The organism is Rhodanobacter denitrificans (assembly GCF_003335105.1).
GTDB classification, from domain to species: Bacteria; Pseudomonadota; Gammaproteobacteria; order Xanthomonadales; family Rhodanobacteraceae; genus Rhodanobacter; species Rhodanobacter denitrificans_A.
In genome coordinates this window covers 34115-51052 of record NZ_QFWQ01000007.1, presented here as the reverse complement: position 1 = coordinate 51052, position 16938 = coordinate 34115, and the positions used below count along the sequence as shown (strand labels likewise).

Sequence of the window (16938 nt, the reverse complement as noted above, 5' to 3'; positions counted from 1 at the left end):
AGTGGACCCGTCGCATTGATGGAACGTGGCTCTTACATTGGGGCCACATCGACGCCAGCATAGGGCACCTCCACTTGCCGGTATCCGCCATGCGTCGCCTCGCCATCCTCTGTTTCACCTTGCTCTCCATCGTCGCCGGACCGTTGTGGGCCCAGTCCGGCCAGCAGCGTGCCGAGGCCGCCGGCCAGGGCCTGGTCGGTACGCCGGCGCCGCGGATGGTGCTGAGGACCATAGACGGGCGGACCATCGACCTGGCCGGCCTCTACGGCCGGAAGGCCGTATACCTGAAGTTCTGGGCCACCTGGTGTGTGCCCTGCCGCGAGCAGATGCCGCACCTGAAGCAGACCTACGCCGGGGCCGGCGGGGACCTGGCGGTGATCGCCATCAGCGTGGGCTTCGACGAGACCGTCGCCGACGTACGCAAGTACCGCCGCGAGATGGGCCTGAAGATGCCGATCGTGTTCGACGACGGCACCCTGGCCGAGGCCTTCCGCCTGCGCGTGACGCCGCAGCACGTGGTGATCGGCCGCGACGGGCGCATTCTCTACGTCGGCCACGAGGCCAACGCGAAGCTGGATGCAGCCCTGCTGGCGGCGCGCCGCGAGACGGGCGCCGCGGTGGTCGCGGCGGCTGCGCCCGGGCGCGAAGTCCATTACGACGTGGGCGACCGCGTGCCCGCTTCGGCCACGGCCACGCTCGCCGGCGGCTCCTTCACCCTGCCGCAACCCGGCCGGCCCACCGCGCTGGTGTTCCTCTCTCCCTGGTGCGAGACCTATCTGGCGGACAGCCGCCCCGCACTGGCGCAGAGCTGCCGCGCGGTGCGCGAGCAGGTGGCGGCGCTGTCCGCCGGCGCGGGCCGGGTGCGCTGGCTGGGCATCGCCTCGGGACTGTGGGCCAACCGCGAGGAGCTGGCCACGTACCGCGACGCGCATCGCCTCGGCATGCCGCTCGCCCTGGACGCCTCCGGTGCGCTGTTCCGCCGCTTCCGCGTCAGCCACGTGCCCACGGTGCTGCTCTTCGACGATTCCGGACGCATCGTGCGGCGGATCGAGGACGCGGGTGCGCCGCTGGAGCAGGCCATGAAGACCCTGGCCGGCCGCCGAGGGGTGTCGTCATGATGCGTTCGCCGCGTTTCCTGCCCCGGTTGCTGGTCGCTGCGGCCATCGCCGGCGCCGCCACGCCGGCTGCGGCCGTCGACGAGCACGCGCTGCTCGCGGTACCGCTGACCCAAGCCCCGGGCGCCCGCTTCACCGCACTCACTGTCACCTACCGGCCGGGCCAATCCTCCGCACCGCACCGCCATGAGGCGGATGCCTTCGTCTACGTGCTCGCCGGCCACGTGCGCAGCCAGCTGGACGCGACACCAGCGCGCGTCTACGCCCCCGGCGAGAGCTGGTTCGAGCCGGCCGGGGCGCACCATGTGCTCTGCGGCAACGCCAGCCGCAGCGAGACGGCAACCATGCTGGTGGTGTTCGTGGCCCGGCCGCAGGCCCGGCTCCATGTCGCCGATCAGCCCGCCACGCCGGCGCGCACCCAGTCCAGATAGGCCGTGTGGCCCCGCTCCACCGGCACCGCGACCAGCTCCGGCAGCTCGTACGGGTGCAGTTCGAGCAGGCGCGCCTTCAGCGCGTCGAAGCGGGCGGCGGTGGTCTTGATCAGCAGCAGTTCCTCGCTGTCGTGGGTCACGGTGCCCTGCCAGCGATAGGTGGATTGGACGGCCGGCAGGCGGTTGACGCAGGCGGCCAGCCGCTCGCCGACCAGTGCCTCGGCAATGGCACGGGCGCTGGCGGCGTCGGGGCAGCTGCAGTAGCAGAGCAGCACGGTGGCGGGGTGGGTCAGGGTCATGGCCGAAGCGTACCCGGGTCGTGGGGCGATTTCGCCGGCGCCCCTTGAAAGCGGCACCCGTCCGCCCAATTAGCTGTGGCATCCCCCCCCGGTTCAAAGTTCTTGCAGCGGGGTCGCATACCCGTAAAATTGGCACTCACCAACTTTGAGTGCTAACAGGGTCGCCGTTCCGGGCCTTGAAAGCCTTGTCCATCAACAACTCAAGTCAGCTGGAGTCATCCATGAGCACACTGCGTCCCCTGCACGATCGCGTCATCGTCAAGCGTCTCGAAGAAGAGCGCGTCTCCGCCGGCGGCATCGTCATCCCCGACAGCGCCACCGAGAAGCCGACCCGCGGCAAGGTCGTCGCCGCCGGCACCGGCCTGATCATGAGCGACGGCAAGGTGCGCCCGATGTCGCTGAAGCCCGGTGACGTGGTGCTGTTCGGCAAGTACGCCGGCCAGGAAATCAAGATCGACGGCGAAGAGCTGGTCTTCCTGAAGGAAGACGACATCGTGGCGGTGATCGAGGGCTGATCCACGCTTGACTGGTCGAGCGCGAAACAAGCGCGCACGCCAGTCGCCTTTAGCTCCTTCCCGCACCCCTTTAGCAAGATTGCCCGTACCTATTTCAATTTTTTCAAGGAAAAAATTTATGGCCGCCAAAGAAGTCCGTTTCGGCGAAGACGCCCGCTCGCGCATCCTCAAGGGCGTGAACACGCTCGCCAATGCCGTCAAGGTCACCCTGGGCCCGAAGGGCCGCAACGTCGTGCTCGAGAAGAGCTTCGGCGCCCCCACGATCACCAAGGACGGCGTGTCCGTCGCCAAGGAGATCGAGCTGGCCGACAAGTACGAGAACCTCGGCGCGCAGATCGTCAAGGAAGCCGCCTCCAAGACCTCCGACGTCGCCGGCGACGGCACCACCACCGCCACCGTGCTGGCGCAGGCGTTCATCCAGGAAGGCCTCAAGGCCGTCGCCGCGGGCATCAACCCGATGGACCTGAAGCGCGGCATCGACAAGGCGGTGATCGCCGCCGTCGGCGAGCTGAAGAAGCTCTCCAACCCCACCGCGAACGACAAGGAAATCGCCCAGGTCGGCACCATCTCGGCCAACTCCGACACCAACATCGGCGACATCATCGCCACCGCGATGAAGAAGGTCGGCAAGGAAGGCGTGATCACCGTCGAGGAAGGCTCGGGCCTGGACAATGAACTCGACGTGGTCGAGGGCATGCAGTTCGACCGCGGCTACCTGTCGCCGTACTTCATCAACAACCAGCAGAGCCAGCAGGTCGAGCTGGACGACCCGTACATCCTGATCCACGACAAGAAGGTCTCCAACGTCCGCGAGCTGCTGCCGGTGCTGGAAGCTGTCGCCAAGGCCGGCAAGCCGCTGCTGATCGTGGCCGAGGAAGTCGAGGGCGAGGCGCTGGCCACGCTGGTGGTCAACACCATCCGCGGCATCGTCAAGGTTGCCGCCGTCAAGGCGCCGGGCTTCGGTGACCGCCGCAAGGCGATCCTGGAAGACATCGCGATCCTCACCAACGGCCAGGTCGTGTCCGAAGAAGTCGGCCTGTCGCTGGAGAAGACCACCATCGGCGACCTGGGCCGCGCCAAGCGCGTGGTGATCACCAAGGAAAACACCACCATCATCGACGGCGCCGGCGAAGCCGCGCGCATCCAGTCGCGCATCGGCCAGATCAAGGCGCAGATCGAGGAGACCTCCTCCGACTACGACCGCGAGAAGCTGCAGGAGCGGGTGGCCAAGCTGGCCGGCGGCGTGGCCGTCATCAAGGTCGGTGCCGCCACCGAAGTCGAGATGAAGGAAAAGAAGGCCCGCGTCGAAGACGCCCTGCACGCGACCCGTGCGGCTGTCGAAGAAGGCGTGGTCCCAGGCGGCGGTGTCGCGCTGATCCGCGCGCTGAAGGCGGTCGAAGGCCTGAAGGGCGACAACACCGATCAGGACCTGGGCATCGCGATCACCCGCCGCGCGCTGGAAGCGCCGCTGCGCGCGATCGTCGCCAACGCCGGCGAAGAGCCGTCCGTGATCCTCAACAAGGTGAAGGAAGGCAAGGGCAACTACGGCTACAACGCCGCCAGCGGTGAGTTCGGCGACATGGTCGAGATGGGCATCCTGGACCCGACCAAGGTGACCCGCACGGCGCTGCAGCACGCCGCGTCGGTCGCCGGCCTGGCGATCACCACCGAGGCGATCGTCGCCGAGCTGCCGAAGAAGGACGAAGGCCACAGCCATGGCGGCGGTGGCATGGGCGGTGGCATGGGTGGCATGGGCGGCATGGATTTCTAAGCCCCACCGTTTGTCCCGGACCTAGCCGCGCAGCGGCAAAGTCGAGGGCTCCGCGATACGAAAACCCCGCCCCGGCGGGGTTTTTCGTATCGGGGGTTGGTAGTCCCGCGCGCAGATGCTGCTACCCACTGTGGCGACATTGGCACGGCCCATCCCCGCACTGGAGCAGGGAGGCCGACGGCCCGTTGTCGGACATCGTCGACGACATGACCCCACGAGGGCAGTGCATGTCGCAGGCTGTCTTGCATACAGCGCCGACTTGTCCTTACATTATAGGCTGCGTTAAATATGGGCGGAGATTCGAGCCAAATGCAGGACAGCCTCGCATGAGTACGGTCGATCCCCCCGGCAGCAATGAGACCCTGCGCCATCGCGCCGGGCGCTATATCGCACAGCCCACCGGCTACCGCGCCTTCTATCCCGCGCCGCTGCCGCCGCAACCGCTGCCTCGGCTGGAAGGCGAGCTGCAGATACTGCTGTCGCACGCCGACCGCGCGCTGGGCCGGCTCGACGGTTCCATCCAGACCCTGCCTAACCCCGACCTGTTCGTCTTCATGTACGTGCGCAAAGAGGCGGTGCTGTCCAGCCAGATCGAAGGTACACAGAGTTCCTTGCAGGATCTGCTGGCGGCCGAGGCGCATATTCTGGCGCCGGATCGCCCGCGCGACGTCGACGAGGTGGTCAACTACGTCGCCGCGATGAATTATGGTCTGCATCGGCTGCAGGAATTGCCGGTGTCCGTGCGTCTGATCCGCGAAATCCACCAGCGCCTGCTTCAAGGTGTGCGTGGCATACGCCTGACGCCGGGCGAACTGCGCGTTTCGCAGAACTGGATCGGCCCCGGCGGCTGCACACTGCGCGAAGCGACCTACGTCCCGCCACCGCCGCACGAAGTGCCACTCGCCCTCGGCGCGCTGGAAACCTTCCTGCATGCCGACAGCACCTTGCCGCAGCTGATTCAGATCGGGCTGGCGCATGCGCAGTTCGAAACCATCCATCCCTTTCTCGACGGCAACGGCCGCGTGGGCCGCCTGCTGATTACCTTCCTGCTGTGCCAGCGCGAGATCCTGGTCAAGCCGGTGCTGTACCTCTCGCACTTCTTCAAGCAGCACCGCGTCGAATACTACGAGCGCCTGCAGGCCGTGCGCGACAACGGCGATTGGGAAGGCTGGCTGGCCTTCTTCCTGCGCGGCGTGACCAGCGTCAGCCGCGAAGCCACCGAAACAGCGCGGCGCGTCCTTGCCCTGCGCGAGGACCATCGCGCCCGCGTCACCATCGGCCTCGGTCGCGCTGCCGGCAATGGGCACAAGGTGTTGGAGCATCTCTACCGGCGCCCGATCGTCTCGGTTTCCGATGTGCAGGAACTCACTGGTACCACCTACACCGCCGCCAACAACCTGGTATCGCGGCTGGTGGAACTGAGTGTGCTGGTGGAAACCACCGGCTACCGGCGCAACCGGTTGTTCCGATATCAGGCGTATATCGAGATGTTCGGCGGACCGAGCGATACGGCAGAAGGAGCGGCGACATGATTGAGGGCACGGGTGGCATGGGCATGGATTTCCCAGCCCGCATCCAAGGCACGACCAGAGAAAACCCCGCCAAGGCGGGGTTTTCTTTTTGCGCTGCCGGCCCGGGCGATATGCCCGGACGGTGGTGGCCGGCTCAGTGCCCGTGGGCGTTGGCGTTGACATTCCCGCTGGCGCCGGCGTTGCCGCTGGCGTTGAGGCCCTTCACCGCGTTGCCGACCGAGCCGGCCGTGCGATCGGTGGATTGGATCGCCGAGTGTGCGGCGTCGCGCACGTTGCCGCCCACGCCCTGGCCCATGTTGCCGGCCTTGCCAGCGGTGGCAGCGGTATCGAGGCCTTCTCCGGCATCGACATTCGCGTTGACATTGGCGTTGGCGTTGGCATGCGAATCGCCGGCGCCCGCCCCGATCGCGCCGTTGGCATTGGCGTTGGCGTTGTCATTCACGGCCGACGCGGTCTTGTCGGTGACCATGCGGGCCTTGTGCTTCATATGGGAGCCGGCTCGATGCAGGCTCTGCCCGGTCTGGGCCGTGGTCTGGCCGGCCGTGTGCATGGCGCTCGGCACGACCGCGCCCGCATGGACGCCGGCGCCGACCTGGGCGGCACCGCCGAGGCTGGCCTGGGCGAAGGCGGATGCGGTGAAAACGCTGGCACCGAGAACGAGGGCTGAGAGCATGGTCTTGCGCATGGGGTTGACCTCCAATGTAGGGGATGCCGCGAACCAAGGCCGTGCCACGGCTTCGCGGACGCCGCCAAACTAGGTGCCGCTGCCAGACTCCCGTCTGAACAGGGCGCCGCGGCCTTCAGTCGGCGGACAGCTCGCTGAACAGTGGCCGATGGCCGCGCCAGTCCGCTGCATCGAACAACATCGCGCCCGCGGGCGGCGAAGTTGGCGGCTCGTCGTTGTGGGCGACGTTGGCGGGCGAGGGCTCGGGCGGTTGCGGCAGCAGGCGGTCCAGCTTGCCGCGCATGCGCAGTTGGCCGACGCTGCCCATCGCCGCGTCGAGTTGGCGCTGATCGTCGCCCTCGGGCAGCGGCGGCGCACCGGGGGCCTCGGTGAGTACCGCCAGTTGCGGGCCGACCAGTTCGGTCAGCGCGAAATACGCGTCGTCGTGGATGCCGACATGCGCCAGCAGCTTGCCAGGCAGCAGCCATGCAGCGGTGTCCACCTGCGCGCGCTGGCCCGGATGCTTCGGATCGACCAGCAGCCAGACGCCGGCCTGGTTCAGCATGTCACCGCCGTCGACGAAACCGGTGGTGCGGTAGCTGTTGCTGAGCGCGGGCAGGTGGTCGCCGTAGAACAGCACCACGCTGGGCCGCTGGCGCTGGGCCAACAGCTCAACCAGCCGGCCGAGTTCGGCATCGGCGTGCTTCAGATGGTAGAGGTAGGTCTGCAGCTCCAGTTTGTCGCGGCCCTCGATGCCTGCGGGCACCGGGATCGCGTCGCGCTCGGCAGCGTGGGCGGGTTCGACGTCGTAAGGGCCATGCGCCTCGATGCTGATGGCGAAGATGAACTGCGGCGGGCCGTGGTCCTTCAGCTGCGCCATGATTTCGCCGGTCATCGCGCTGTCGGCCATGTACTTGCCGTCGTTGGGCGCGTCGTGCGGGAACGACGACTGCGACACGAAGCGGTCGAAGCCGAGCATCTTGAACGCGGCGGTGCGGTTCCAGAACGCCGGATCGTTGCCGTGCAGCGCCAGCGTCGAATAGCCGTGCCGGCCCAGCGCGCGAACCAGCCCCGGCAGCGGCTTGTGGCCCATCTGCAGGTAGGGGAACTGCAGGTTGTCGAAATAGCGCAGCGACAGCCCGGTGAGCACCTCGAACTCGGTGCGGATGGTGCCGCCGCCGAAAGTGGGCACATGCAGCGCGCCGCTGGTGCCGTGGGCGGCGAGCCGGCGCAGGTTCGGCGTGAAGTTGCTGTGCTCGTAGCCGCGCATGATGGCGGGGTCGAAGAACGACTCGCTCTGCACCACCACGATGTCGGGCAATTCGCCGCCCGTTGCCGGCGCCCGCATGGACTGCAGCAGGGCCGGTGTGGATTGTTCGATCAGCTGCGTGGCCGCAGCGCGATCCGGCTTGCGCTCGCCCTTGTTGTATTCCAGGTGGAACAGCATCAGCGAGCTGACCAGGCCGGAGTGGGTGGCGGTGGAAATTGCCGACCATGGCTCCAGCCACAGCGTATTGGCGTTGTAGACCCGGCTCCACACCGGCCGCCCGGCCAGCAGGCTGGCCAGCGCCAGCGCCAACACGCTGCCGCCGAGCAGGCGCAGGCCGCGCGTGCGCCGCGGGAACAGGGGCGGCTCCAGCCGCCACGCCGCGACGATCAGCGCCACCGCAGCAAGTGCGCCGAGATACGGCCAGGGGCTGTGCGGCAGGTAGCCGGACAGGATATGCAGGCCGCCCTTGCGCAGCTGGCCGACGATGCGGAAATCCTCCGGCAGCAGCGGCGTGCCAAGATTCGCCTTCTTCAACACGTTGGCCGCGTACAGCAGTCCCTGCAGCAGGAACGCGAGGGCGAACGACAGCACGGCGCGACGACTGGCGACCAGCAGCACCAGGGCCAGCAGCAGCCCCGGCCAGGCGTTGGCCAGCGGATAGCGAGCCTGGTCGAACATGCGCGGCGGACTCACGCCCACGCCACCATCCAGCAGGCCGGTCAGCAGCACGAAGGCCAGCGCAAGCAACAGCACCAGCGCGACGCGCGGAACGACGGCGCGCCAGCGTGCAGGCAGGTGGGCACGGGTCAGGGGCATGGCAGTCCTGCGCTTGCTGTCATGTTGCGGACACTCAAATGTAATCCGGCACAGATGAACCGCGTGTAGGTGGGGAAACGCCGGGTGCGGGACTGGCGCAGGTGGTCCAACGCTCCAGCGCAAGCTTGGTGTACCGGCTTGCGGGGCGGCGTCGGTTGCCGCACTGCGGCACAATGCGCGGATGGTTATCCCCGAGTCCCCCGCGCTGCGTGCGCTGATCGACGACCGCTACGCCGACCTGGCCGCCCATTGCCGCGCCGCCGGCGTGCCGCTGCACGACGACGCCGGCGTAGCCGAGCGGATCCGGCGCACCCTGCTGGCCAGCGATTTCGCCTTCGACGTGTGGTGCCGCCAACCGCAGCTGCTGGCGCCGGCCGGGCTGGAACGGCTGCGTTCGGGCAGCGACGCCGGTGCGCGCATCGACGCGCTGAAGCTGCCGGACGACGAGGCCGCCTGCATGGCGGCGTTGCGCCGCTTCCGCCATGCCGAGGCGCTGCGGCTGGTGTTCCGCGACGTCAACGCCCTGGACGACCTGCCGGAAACGCTGTCCGCCACCAGCGTGCTGTACGAGGCGCTGCTGGATGCGGCGCTGGGCTGGTCCGAACGCGCGCTGGCCACGCGCTACGGCCAAGGTCGCGATTCCGACGGTGCGCTGCAGCGGCTGCTGGTGGTCGGCTTCGGCAAGCTCGGCGGCAGCGAGCTGAACTTCTCCTCCGACATCGACCTGGTGTTTGCCTACCCGCATGGCGGCCACAGCGACGGCGCGCGGACGCTCGACAACAGCGAATACTTCGTGCGGCTCGGCCGCCAGCTGGTGCGCCTGCTCAACGAGCCGACCATGGACGGCCTCTGTGCCCGGGTCGACCTGCGCCTGCGCCCGTTCGGCAACGCCGGCCGGCTGGCGCTGTCCTTCGCCGCGATGGAGCAGTACTACCAGAGCGAGGGCCGCGACTGGGAACGCTACGCCTGGATCAAGGCGCGCCCGGTGGCCGGCGACCGCGCCGCGGGCAAGCAGCTGCAGGAGCTGCTGCGCCCGTTCGTCTACCGCAAATACCTTGACTACACCGCGTTCGCCGGGCTGCGCGAGATGAAGGCGCTGATCGACGCGGAGGTGGCGCGCAAGGATCTGGCCGACAACCTCAAGCTCGGCCCCGGCGGCATCCGCGAGATCGAGTTCATCGTGCAGCTGACCCAGCTGATCCGCGGCGGCCGCGAACCGTCCCTGCGCGTGCGCGGCCTGCTGGGCGCGCTGACCGCCTGTGAGGCGCGCGGCCACATCGGCGCGGCGCGCGCGCGCATGCTGCGCGAGGCGTACGTGCTGCTGCGCCGGGTCGAGAACCGCGTGCAGATGCTGCGCGACGCGCAGACCCACGACATCCCCGCCGACGCACTGAGCCGCGAGCGCATCGCGCGCGGCCTCGATTATCCCGACTGGGACAGCCTGCATGCGGCGCTGGCGAAGCAGCGCGCGGTGGTCAGCGAGGAATTCGCCGCGGTGCTGATGCCGCAAGGCGGTCGCGCGGCCAGCGTGCCGGCCGCCGACAAGCTGCTGTGGCAGCGTGCCTGCGACGAATCGCTGGACGCCGCCACGCTGGAAGCCTCCGGTTTCGTGCCCGGCGCCGAGCTGGCGGATGCCTTGCTGAAATTGCCGCAGGCCGCGGCGGTGCGTGCGATGTCGCCGCGCTCGCGCGAGCGGCTCGACCATCTGATGCCGCAGCTGTTCGATGCCGCCCGCGCCACCGCGGCGCCGGTGGCCAGCCTGCTGCGGCTGTGCCGGCTGATGCAGGCGGTGGCGCGGCGTTCGTCCTACCTCGCGCTGCTGGAGGAGCAGCCGGCGGCGCGGCGACGGCTGGTGCGGCTGTTCGCCGACAGCGCGTTCCTGGCCGAGCGCGTCATCGCGCAGCCGTTGCTGCTGGACGACGTGCTCGACCCGCGCATCGACCAATTGCCGCTGAAGCGCGCCGACATCACGGCCGAGATCGCCCGCGTGCTGGGCACGCTGGAGGAGCGCGAGGCCGAAGCGGAGCTGGAGCGGATCAACGAGTTCAAGGCCTCCACCGCGTTCCGGCTCGGCCTGGCGTTCAACGACGGCCGTGCCGATGCAGTGGCCACCGCGCGCCGGCTGGCCGCGCTGGCCGAGTCGGTGGTCGCTGCGGTGCTGGCGCTGGCCGAGCGCGAGCTGGTCGCCCAGCATGGCCGCCTGCCGGGAACCGACCGGCAGCCGGGCTCCGGGTTTTCCGTGCTGGGCTACGGCAGTCTCGGCGGCGAGGAGCTCGGCTTCGCCTCCGATCTCGACCTGGTGTTCGTCTACGACGGTCGCCGCGCGCAGGTGCTGAGCGATGGCGCACGACCGATCGAGGGCTCGCGCTGGTACCAGCGCCTGGCCCAGCGGGTGATGAACTGGCTCACCGTGCTGACCCGCGGCGGCCGCCTGTACGAAGTCGATACCCGCTTGCGCCCTGACGGTTCCAAGGGCCTGCTGGTCGGCAGCCTGGACGCCTTCGTGGCCTACCAGCAGAGCCGCGCGTGGACCTGGGAACACCAGGCGCTGCTGCGCGCACGGCCGGTGGCCGGCGACGGAGCGCTGAACGCCGAGCTGGCCGGGGTCCGCCGCGCGATCCTGGCGGTGCCGCGCGAGCGCGCCATCGTACTGGCCGAGGTCGGCAGCATGCGCCAGCGCTGGCGCGCCGAGCGCGACCGCTCCGACGAGCGCCAGTTCGACCTCAAGCAGGGCCATGGCGGCCTGCTCGACATCGAGTTCGCGCTGCAGGGACTGGTGCTGGCGCATGCGGCCGGGCAGCCGGCCCTGCTCGGCGTCACCGCGAACGCCGGGCTGATCGAGGCGTGCCGCGTCGCCGGCCTGCTCGACGACAACCAGGCGGCGATTCTCGCCGTGGCCCACGCCGACCTGCTGCAGCGCGCGCTCGCCTGCACGCTCGACCTGCGCCCGCGCATCGCGCCGCGCGACGCGGAACTCAGCCAGATATGCGCCGGTGTGCGCGAGGTTGCCGCCGCGCTCGGCTTCGCCTTTGGCGGACCCGGCAGCCAGACGTAGGTTCGCCGGTCCGCATGTGACCCACGCGACCGGGCTTGTCGGGCGCCTCGCGGACAGGGCAAGATCGGGCCGGCAGCGCGGTGTCATCGAGGCAGTGCCGGCCTCGCCGCAGGGGAATCATGGCAAGGGTGTCGTACACCATCCTGTTCACGGTAGTGATCTGCATATCCGGTATGCGGGCGGCCTTGGGCATGGATCCGCAGGTTCCATTCCATGCCTTCGTGCTCGATCACTGGGGTGTCGAACAGGGTTTGCCGCAGATCACCGTGCTGGACATCGCGGAGGATCGCGCGGGCTTCCTGTGGATCAACACGCAGGCCGCGGTGGCGCGTTTCGACGGCACGCGTTTCGTCACCTTCGACCGCGCCGGTACCGGCGTCGACACCAGCATGCTGGCTGTGGCATGGGCCGACCCGCAGGGACAGGTCTGGTTCGGCGGAGCGCATGGGCTGCTGCGCGAACGCCATGGTCGCTTCATTGCACTGGGCGGCGATACGGTCAATGCGATCATCGATGCGGGCGACGGCACCCCGCTGCTGGCCACGGCGAAGGGCCTGGCGCGCGTGCGCAACGACCGGATCGAAGCGGTGCCCGGCTACAGCGGCGCCGCATTCAGCCTGTTGCGTGATGGCAGTAGCTTGTGGATCGGCGGCCTCGGGCGCGTATGCCGGCTTGATCCGGCGGCCAGCCTGCCCGCCGCGACCTGCGTCGAGCAGGGGGCGGGTTCCCAGCCGGTGGCGATCAGCCGGATGGCGGGTACGCGCCGCAGTGGCCTGTGGCTGGGTACCCGCCTGGGTCTGATGCGGCTGGACGGCGATCGCATCGTGCCGTCCGGGCTGGGCGCGGGGCTCGACACCACCGGGATCGAGAGCCTGCTGGTCGACCGCGGCGGCACATTGTGGATCGGCACCGTGCCGGCACTGTACCGGCACCTGCCGGGCGGCAGCCTGGAGCAGATCGGCGACGACGATCTCGTTCGCCATCCATGGGTCCGTGCGCTATTCGAAGACCACGCGGGCAACCTGTGGATGGGGACCCAGATCGATGGCTTGTACCGGGTGTGGAACGGCTGGACGCGCCGCGTGTCGAGCAGCGACGGGGTGGACGACACGCTGGTCTGGAGCATCGTGCGTGCGCCGCAGGGCGGCATCGTGCTCGGCACCAATTCCGGCGTGCAGCTCTTCGACGGCAAGCGCGTGCATCCGCTGATCCCGGGCAGCACCCTGCCGAACCCCTCGGCGTACGAGTTGTTCCACGATCATCGGGGCCGGCTGTGGGTCGGTACCCGCGCGGGCATCGCGGTGTTCGACCATGGCCGCAAGGTCACCCCGCCGGCATTGGCCGCGCTGGACAATCTGCGCATCGACAATATCCGCGAAGTCGCCGACGACGACTTCTGGATCGGCAGCTCCGAGGGCCTCTACCGCTGGCGCCAGGGTAGCCTCGTGCGCGCCGATCCGGGCGCATCCTCGGCGGCGGCGATCATCCGCTCGATCCTGCCGTTGGCGCCCGACCATCTTTATCTCGGCACCGAGGACGGCGTGCGCGAGTGGCATGACGGCAAGCTGGAGGAGCCGGCATGGGCCCGGCCGCTGCGTGGCCATTTCGTCACCCGCCTGGCCATGCTCGGGCCCGGCCTGCTCGGCGTCGCGACCAGCGATGCCGGCATCGGCGTGATGGTCGACGGGCAACTGCGCATGACCGGGCAGAAGGACGGCCTGCCCAGCGACAATGCCTGGACCCTGGACGTGATCGGCAGCGATCTCTATGTCGGCTCGATCGCCGGCGCCTGGCGGCTGCCGCTGGCACAGCTGCCGCGGCCCGGCTCGCCGGCACGCCGGGTCGCGCCGCAGCGGATAGCCGGGGAAGAGCGCAGCAGCCGCGTGAACAGTGGGCGTTGCTGCAACGGCGGCGCCAGCGCCCGCAGCCTGGTCGACGGCGACATCATCTGGTACAGCACCACCGATGGCGCGCTTGGCGTGGACACGCGAGCGCTGGGTCCGCTGCCAAGGCCGCCGCCGGCGATGATCGAATCGGTCGAGCGTGCCGGACGGCAGTTCCTGGACGACGGCTTCAAACCGCATGAGGGTGCACGCGACCTGGCCATCCACTACACCGCGCCCTACCTGCACCCGGGGACGTTGAGTTTCCGCTATCGGCTGGAGGGCTACGACACGGCCTGGCAGGATGCCGGCGAGCGGCGCATCGCGTTCTATACGCACCTGCCGCCGGGGAGCTACCGTTTTCGCGTCGCCGCCACGGTGTCCGGCGCATCCGGTTACGGCGTCGAGGCGGATCTGCCGATCGGGATCACGCCGTACTGGTACGAACGCACCTGGGTACGCCTGGCGGCAATTCTGCTGCTGGGCCTGGTCGTGGCCCTGCTGCTCGGCTGGAGCATGCGTTCGCAACGCCGCCGCAACGCCTGGCTGGAAGCGCAGGTCGCGCAGCGCACCGAGCAGCTGACGCGTGCCGTCGAACGGCTGCGCGTGACCAACCTGGCGCTGGCCGAGGAAAGCCATACCGACGCACTGACCTCGCTGCACAATCGCCGCTACCTGCTGAAGCACTTGCCCGGCGTGCTTGCCGCCGACGCCTGCATCGGGGTACTGCAGATCGACATCGATTATTTCAAGGAGATCAACGACAGCTACGGCCACGCAGTCGGCGACGCGGTCCTGCGCGAGCTGGGCCACATGCTGGCTGCGGCGCGGCGCGACAGCGACATCACCGTGCGCTGGGGCGGCGAGGAGTTCCTGCTGCTGCTGGCGGACGTGGATGCTGCCGGCGCGCTGGGCATCGCCGAACGCCTGCGCCGGGAGATCACCGCGCAGGCCTTCCCCGATGGCCGTGGCGGCAGTGTCAGGCTGACCTGTTCGATCGGCTTCAGCATGCACCCGCTGGCCATGCATGCCGACGACCACACGTTCGAGATCGCGCTTGAACTGGCCGACCTTGCGCTGTACCGCGCCAAGCAGGAAGGTCGCAACGTCAGCGTCGGCCTGGTCGCCAGCACGCCGCTGCCGGCGGACGTCCTGTGCGTTCCGTTCGGGCCGCAGCTCGACGCGCTGCTCGCCGCCGGTCGCCTGCGCTGGGTACGAGAGGCGTCATGAATCGCGTGGACGGGCGAGGATGCGCTCGCGCAAGGTCGCCGCGATCGCCGTGGTCTCGCGCAGCGGCGGGGCGGGCGTCATGCCGGTGTCGGCGTCCAGGTCGTGCAGCAGACCGGCTGTGCGCAGGGCCTGATGGAAGCGTTCGAGCTTGGCCGGGAGCGGCCTGGTGACCAGGGTCGATACCGGGCAGCCGACGGCGCAGGCCTCGCTCAGCATGTTCACCGAATCGGGCGTGACCACCAGCCGGTCGGCCCAGCCGAGCACGCCCGGGTAGGGGTTGCGGCCGTCGTCGGGGCCGGCCCAGACCAGGCCGGGCACGTCGCGCAGGGCGGCGCGGAAAATGTCCATCAGTGCCGGCGGCGTACGCCGCGAACCCAGCACCAGCAGGCTGCCGCCTTCCCGGTGTCGGCGTTCGAGCAGGCAGTCGGCCAGCCGGCGCGCATAGTCCGTGTCCAGCATGATGCCCCGGCGCGGTCCGCCGAGCAGTACGCCCACGCGTGGTTGCGGCAGTTCGGCGAAGCCGGGGCAGGCTTCGCGGCCGTCAGCCAGCCACTCGTCGTCCACCGTGTTCAGCGAACCGAGCGGGCGCAGCACGTTGGGACCGTCGAGCTGGTCGTGGCGCGGCGCGATCACCGTGTCCCAGTGCGCGGGATCGAGACGCGGGTCGAGGATCTGCACGGTGTAGCACTGGCCGTCCGACAGCCGGCGCAGCAGGCGGGTGAACAGCGCGGCGGCGCGGCCGCAGCCGATCGCCACGGCCGGCCACGGCGGCGCGAACAGGCGACGCTCGCCACCGGACAGGGCGAGCCGGCCGCCCAGCGTCAACCGCGGTGCCAGCCACGACCACGGTGCCCGCGGCTGCAACACCAGGTGGCGCAGCGGCAACTGCAGATACTCGGCCAGCGCCAGTGCCTGGCGCTGGTTGCCGGCGGCGCCGTCGGTGATCACCCAGCATTCGCCGTGCAGTCTCGGCATGGGCATCGCGTCACTGTTTCCCAAATGAGCACTCTATGTTCTATCGACGGCTGGACTGTTCGTCGGCCAACACTTATACACTGATGGAATGGCGTCGCCGCAGACGCGTCTTTCCACAGAGGATACCGATGAGCGAGTTGCTTTCCGAGGCCAGTCTCGACCAGTTGTTCCGCAGTGCCCGCACGTTCAATGCGTGGCTGCCGAAAGAGGTGAGTGACGAGCAGCTGCACCAGCTCTACGAGCTGGCCAAGTTCGGTCCGACCAGCGCGAATGCCTCGCCGATGCGGGTGGTGTTCGTGAAGTCGAAGGCGGCGAAGGCGCAGCTGGAGCCGTTCCTGTCCGAGGGCAACCGCGCCAAGACCATGGAAGCGCCGGTCACCGCGATCGTCGCCACCGACCATGAGTTCTACGAGCAGTTGCCGAAGCTGTTCCCGCATGCCGACGCGAAGAGCTGGTTCGTCGGCAACCAGCCACTGATCGACACCACCGCATTCCGCAATGCCACGTTGCAGGGTGCCTACCTGCTGCTGGCGGCGCGCGCGGTCGGGCTGGACTGCGGCCCGATGTCCGGTTTCGACAATGCCGGCGTGGATGCGGCGTTCTTCGCCGGGACCGCGATCAGGTCGAACTTCCTGATCAGCATCGGCTACGGCGACGCCAGCCGCAACCTGTTCCCGCGCAGTCCCCGCCTGACGTTCGACGAAGCCTGCACGATCGCCTGAAGTCCACGTTCCATCCCCACTTTTCCATTCCCATTTCCATTTCCAAGGAGCCTTTCCATGCGTGCATTGAAGTATCTCGCTCTCGCCGGCCTGCTCGGCGCCGCCGTGTCGGTGCAGGCCGCCCCGGTCACCTACAAGCTCGACCCCGGCCACACGATGGTGCTGTTCAGCTGGAACCATTTCGGCTACTCCAACCCCACCGCTAATTTCGGCCTGGGCGAAGGCACCGTGGTGTTCGACGAGCAGCATCCGGCCAAGTCCAGCGTGGAAGTGACCCTGCCGCTGGCCCAGCTCGATACCCACGTGCCGGCGCTGGACGAGCACCTGAAGGAAGCGGATTTCCTCGATGCCGGGAAGTATCCGGTAGTGACCTTCAAGAGCACCGAAGTGCAGCCGCTGGGCGGCAACAAGTTCAAGGTCACCGGCAACCTCACCGTGCACGGCGTGACCCGGCCGGTGGTGCTGGATGCGACGCTGAACAAGGTCGGCCCGCACCCGATGACCAAGGCGCCGTCGATCGGCTTCGACGCCACCGCCAGCATCAAGCGTTCGGATTTCGGCGTCGGCGCCTATGTGCCGAACGTCAGCGACGAACTCGCGATCCGCATCACCACCGAGGGTTCGGTGCCGAAGAAAGCCGCAGCCAAGTAAGCTTCCGTG

General features: G+C 68.8%; 13 protein-coding genes. 9 read left to right on the top strand and 4 right to left on the bottom strand.

Annotation, left to right across the window (positions count from 1 at the left end):
• The first annotated feature begins 89 nt into the window (after positions 1-89).
• Both DEO45_RS12055 and DEO45_RS12050 read left to right on the top strand, forming a co-directional pair.
• Positions 90-1118 carry a TlpA family protein disulfide reductase gene (locus DEO45_RS12055; protein WP_114343989.1) on the top strand — a complete coding sequence of 343 codons (1029 nt, stop codon included), beginning with the start codon at positions 90-92 and terminating at the stop codon, positions 1116-1118.
• Positions 1115-1546: a cupin domain-containing protein gene (locus DEO45_RS12050; protein ID WP_114343986.1), complete on the top strand. Its 432-nt coding sequence runs from the start codon at positions 1115-1117 to the stop codon at positions 1544-1546. Before DEO45_RS12055 ends, DEO45_RS12050 begins: the two co-directional genes overlap by 4 nt.
• Here the strand turns inward: DEO45_RS12050 and cutA are convergent.
• On the bottom strand, positions 1510-1845 hold the full coding sequence (gene cutA / locus DEO45_RS12045) for a divalent-cation tolerance protein CutA (protein ID WP_114343984.1): 336 nt from the start codon (positions 1843-1845) through the stop codon (positions 1510-1512). The genes DEO45_RS12050 and cutA overlap by 37 nt on opposite strands.
• 221 nt (positions 1846-2066) lie before the next feature.
• Here cutA and DEO45_RS12040 point away from each other — a divergent pair, with 221 nt between their 5' ends.
• The 3 genes from DEO45_RS12040 to DEO45_RS12030 all read left to right on the top strand — a co-directional run bounded on the left by DEO45_RS12040 (position 2067) and on the right by DEO45_RS12030 (position 5663).
• Positions 2067-2360, top strand: coding sequence for a co-chaperone GroES (locus DEO45_RS12040; RefSeq protein WP_114343982.1), 294 nt, complete (start codon positions 2067-2069; stop codon positions 2358-2360).
• A 118-nt stretch (positions 2361-2478) separates the two neighbouring features.
• Positions 2479-4131 carry a chaperonin GroEL gene (gene groL, locus DEO45_RS12035; RefSeq protein ID WP_114343980.1) on the top strand — a complete coding sequence of 551 codons (1653 nt, stop codon included), beginning with the start codon at positions 2479-2481 and terminating at the stop codon, positions 4129-4131.
• Positions 4132-4358: 227 nt separating this feature from the next.
• On the top strand, positions 4359-5663 hold the full coding sequence (locus DEO45_RS12030; protein WP_223250859.1) for a Fic family protein: 1305 nt from the start codon (positions 4359-4361) through the stop codon (positions 5661-5663).
• A gap of 133 nt (positions 5664-5796) precedes the next feature.
• Here the strand turns inward: DEO45_RS12030 and DEO45_RS12025 are convergent, their stop codons facing one another.
• Together DEO45_RS12025 and DEO45_RS12020 are read right to left on the bottom strand one after the other, a co-directional pair.
• Positions 5797-6348 carry a hypothetical protein gene (locus tag DEO45_RS12025; protein WP_114343974.1) on the bottom strand — a complete coding sequence of 184 codons (552 nt, stop codon included), beginning with the start codon at positions 6346-6348 and terminating at the stop codon, positions 5797-5799.
• Positions 6349-6463: 115 nt separating this feature from the next.
• Positions 6464-8413 carry an LTA synthase family protein gene (locus DEO45_RS12020; protein WP_114343972.1) on the bottom strand — a complete coding sequence of 650 codons (1950 nt, stop codon included), beginning with the start codon at positions 8411-8413 and terminating at the stop codon, positions 6464-6466.
• A gap of 181 nt (positions 8414-8594) precedes the next feature.
• Here DEO45_RS12020 and glnE point away from each other — a divergent pair, with 181 nt between their 5' ends.
• Positions 8595-11468, top strand: a complete 2874-nt coding sequence (glnE, locus tag DEO45_RS12015) for a bifunctional [glutamate--ammonia ligase]-adenylyl-L-tyrosine phosphorylase/[glutamate--ammonia-ligase] adenylyltransferase (RefSeq protein ID WP_114343970.1) — start codon at positions 8595-8597, stop codon at positions 11466-11468.
• A 119-nt stretch (positions 11469-11587) separates the two neighbouring features.
• Positions 11588-14581 carry a ligand-binding sensor domain-containing diguanylate cyclase gene (locus DEO45_RS12010; protein ID WP_114343967.1) on the top strand — a complete coding sequence of 998 codons (2994 nt, stop codon included), beginning with the start codon at positions 11588-11590 and terminating at the stop codon, positions 14579-14581.
• Here the strand turns inward: DEO45_RS12010 and DEO45_RS12005 are convergent.
• Complete coding sequence (locus tag DEO45_RS12005; protein WP_114343965.1) at positions 14576-15556, bottom strand: mitochondrial fission ELM1 family protein; 981 nt, start codon at positions 15554-15556, stop codon at positions 14576-14578. The two genes, DEO45_RS12010 and DEO45_RS12005, sit on opposite strands and share 6 nt — an antisense overlap.
• Before the next feature lie 128 nt (positions 15557-15684).
• Here DEO45_RS12005 and DEO45_RS12000 point away from each other — a divergent pair, with 128 nt between their 5' ends.
• Together DEO45_RS12000 and DEO45_RS11995 are read left to right on the top strand one after the other, a co-directional pair.
• Complete coding sequence (locus tag DEO45_RS12000) at positions 15685-16278, top strand: malonic semialdehyde reductase (RefSeq protein ID WP_114343962.1); 594 nt, start codon at positions 15685-15687, stop codon at positions 16276-16278.
• Positions 16279-16335: 57 nt separating this feature from the next.
• Positions 16336-16929, top strand: coding sequence for a YceI family protein (locus DEO45_RS11995; protein WP_114343960.1), 594 nt, complete (start codon positions 16336-16338; stop codon positions 16927-16929).
• The last annotated feature ends 9 nt before the right edge of the window (positions 16930-16938 follow it).